This window comes from Frankia sp. CgKIO3 (genome assembly GCF_977946435.1).
Map to the genome: position 1 here is coordinate 1 of NZ_CDWTMO010000288.1, position 2632 is coordinate 2632.

General features: G+C 69.0%; 3 protein-coding genes. All 3 read left to right on the forward strand.

Annotation, left to right across the window (positions count from 1 at the left end):
* Positions 1-794, forward strand: a 794-nt coding sequence (locus tag AC08OJ_RS19610) for an AIM24 family protein (RefSeq protein WP_476596509.1), incomplete at its 5' end; no start/stop codon positions are given.
* 62 nt (positions 795-856) lie between these two features.
* Positions 857-1534 carry an AIM24 family protein gene (locus tag AC08OJ_RS19615; RefSeq protein ID WP_462188165.1) on the forward strand — a complete coding sequence of 226 codons (678 nt, stop codon included), beginning with the start codon at positions 857-859 and terminating at the stop codon, positions 1532-1534.
* An 84-nt stretch (positions 1535-1618) separates the two neighbouring features.
* Entirely contained in the window at positions 1619-2548 is a 930-nt protein-coding gene (locus tag AC08OJ_RS19620) for an AIM24 family protein (protein WP_476596510.1), read from the forward strand.
* The last annotated feature ends 84 nt before the right edge of the window (positions 2549-2632 follow it).

Below are 2632 nucleotides of genomic sequence, written 5' to 3' on the forward strand. Positions count from 1 at the left end.
CTGCACCGCCGCCGCCCGCCGCACCGCCGCCGCCCATGGGCTTCGCGGGTGGGATGCCCGCCACCGGCATGCCGGGTGGGATGCCGCCGACCGGCGCATTCGGCGGACCCGAGATCCTGCCGTGGCAGGCCCGACCTACCCCGCCCGGGGCGATGAACAGCCTGGATCCCTACCGGGAGGTGCTGACCGCCGGTCGGTGGACCCAGCAGAACGGCAAGCTGGTCAAGGTCACCCTCGGTCCGGATGCGTTGGCGCTGCGCGGGTCGATGGTCGCCTACCAGGGCAGCGTCGAGTTCGACTACAAGAGCGGCGGGCTGCGCGGTCTCATCGAGGGCAAGCTGACCGGCCAGAGCCTCAAGCTGATGACCTGCAAGGGCTCGGGTGAGGTCTTCCTCGCCCAGGACGCCGCGGACCTGCATATCGTCGAGCTCGGCAGCTCCTCCCTCTGCATCAACGCGAAGAACCTGCTGGCAATGGACGCCACCGTGCGCACCGAGGTGCGTCGGATCGAGAGCCCCGGCATCCCCGGCGGGGGGTTCTTCCACTTCGAGGTCTCCGGGCCGGGTTCGGTGGTCGTCATGACCAAGGGGTCCCCGATGACTCTCACCGTGCAGGGCCCGACCTTCGCGGACATGAACGCCCTCGTCGCCTGGACCACCGGCATGCGGGTCAGTGTGTCGACTCAGGTCCGGATCTCCCGGCAGATCTACGCCGGCAGTAGCGGCGAGGCACCGGCCCTGCAGTTCATGGGGTTCGCGGGGCACTTCATCGTCGTCCAGCCGTACGAGGTCTGAGGCGTGTCGACCATCCGGGGAGCGTGCCCGGCGGGAGGACCGCCGGGGGAGAGGAGCGGGCCGTGCAGGGCAGCCTGATCCAGCATTACGGACCAACTCCGATCATGGAGCGGATGAGCAGGCACGGCTCGAAGATCGCCAAGGTGGTCATGAACCCGGGTCAGGATCTCTTTGCCCGGGTCGGGTCGATGATTGCCTACGAGGGGCTGATCGATTTCAACCCGCAGCCGCCGCAGCTCGGCCGGATCGCCTCCTCCTGGGCGACGGGTGAGGGCGTTCCGCTCATGACGGCGACCGGCCAGGGGCTGCTGTACCTCGCGGACTATGGCAAGGAGGTCATCGTCGCGCAGCTTGCCGGCGAGGGACTCTCGGTCAACGGCAAGAACATCCTGGCCTTCGACGCCGGGCTGCAGTGGAGCATCGAGCGGGTCCGCGGCATCACTATGCTGTCCGGGATGGGGATGTTCAACGTGGTGCTGCGTGGGCACGGCTGGGTGGCGCTGACCGCCAAGGGCAGTCCGATCGTGCTCGACACCCGGGAAGCGTCGACCTACGTCGACACCGACGCCCTCGTCGCCTACACCGATGGGCTGCGCGTCGAGCCCCGGCGCACCGCCCGGCTTGGCGGGCTCATCGGGCGCGGATCCGGGGAGGCGTTCCAGCTCGGCTTTTCCGGCCAGGGGTTCGTCGTCGTGCAACCGAGCGAGGACGAGCGGCCGACCTTCTCGGTGCGGGGCTGAGGCCGCGATGGCACGGTGGGGGCGGGCGGCCGGGTACCGGCGCCGGACGGCGGAGCGCACCGCGGAGAGGACGGGGACGGCGACATGACGCAGGGCGGGATGTACGGCGGCCACCCGAGTGGTCCGCAGGGCAACTATCCCGGCGGTGGTCCGGGCTATCCGCCGGGCCAGGGGACACCCTCCGGTGGTCCCGGTGGGCCGGCCGGCGGCCTCCGCAGCAGTCTCCTGGACAATCCCGAGCGTCCCTCGGACGAGCCGTTCTCCCTACAGAACGGCAAGATGCTCAAGGCGACGCTTGGCGCCCGCGGGATGCGGGAGTTCTACGTCCGCAAAGGCGCGATGGTCGCCTACCAGGGTGCCGCGAACTTCGACGCGCACTGGGAGGGCTGGGGCTCCCGTTTCCGCAGCTTCTTCAGCGGCGGCGAGGGCCTGAACCTCATGCAGGTCTCCGGATCGGGTTCGGTCTTCCTCGCCAACCAGGCGCAGGACATCCACATCCTCGACCTGGTCGGTGACGGGCTCACCGTCGACGGCAAGAACGTGCTCGCCTTCAACGTCGACCCGACCTGGGACCTGGTGCGGGTGGACAGCCAGGTCGGCATCGCCGGTGTCGGGAGTTACCAGGTCGAGCTGCGCGGCAACGGCCGGGTCGCCGTCTGCACGTCCGGGGCGCCGCTGGTCATGCACGTAACGCATCAGAACTACTACTTCGCGGACGCCGACGCGGTCGTCGGCTGGTCGTCGAGCCTGCAGGTCTCGATGCAGGCGGCGGTGACGTCCTCGGCCGTGTGGCGACCCCGGGGGAACACCGGGGAGAGCTGGCAGATGCAGTTCACCGGCGAGGGCTTCGTCATCGTGCAGCCCTGCGAGCTACTTCCGCCGTACAACGCGATCGCGGGTGCCGGTCCCGCCGGACAGTTCGGCCTCGGTCAGGGCGGGTTCCAGGGCAACCAGCTCGGCGGTCACGGTGGTCACGGCCCAAGCGGCGGTGGCGGCCTAGGGGATCATCATTAAATAAGTTGATCATTTGATCTGTGTTTGGGGTTCCCCTGTGATTGCCTCGGTACGGTTATGTCCGTGGTGGACGATCGTTCGGCG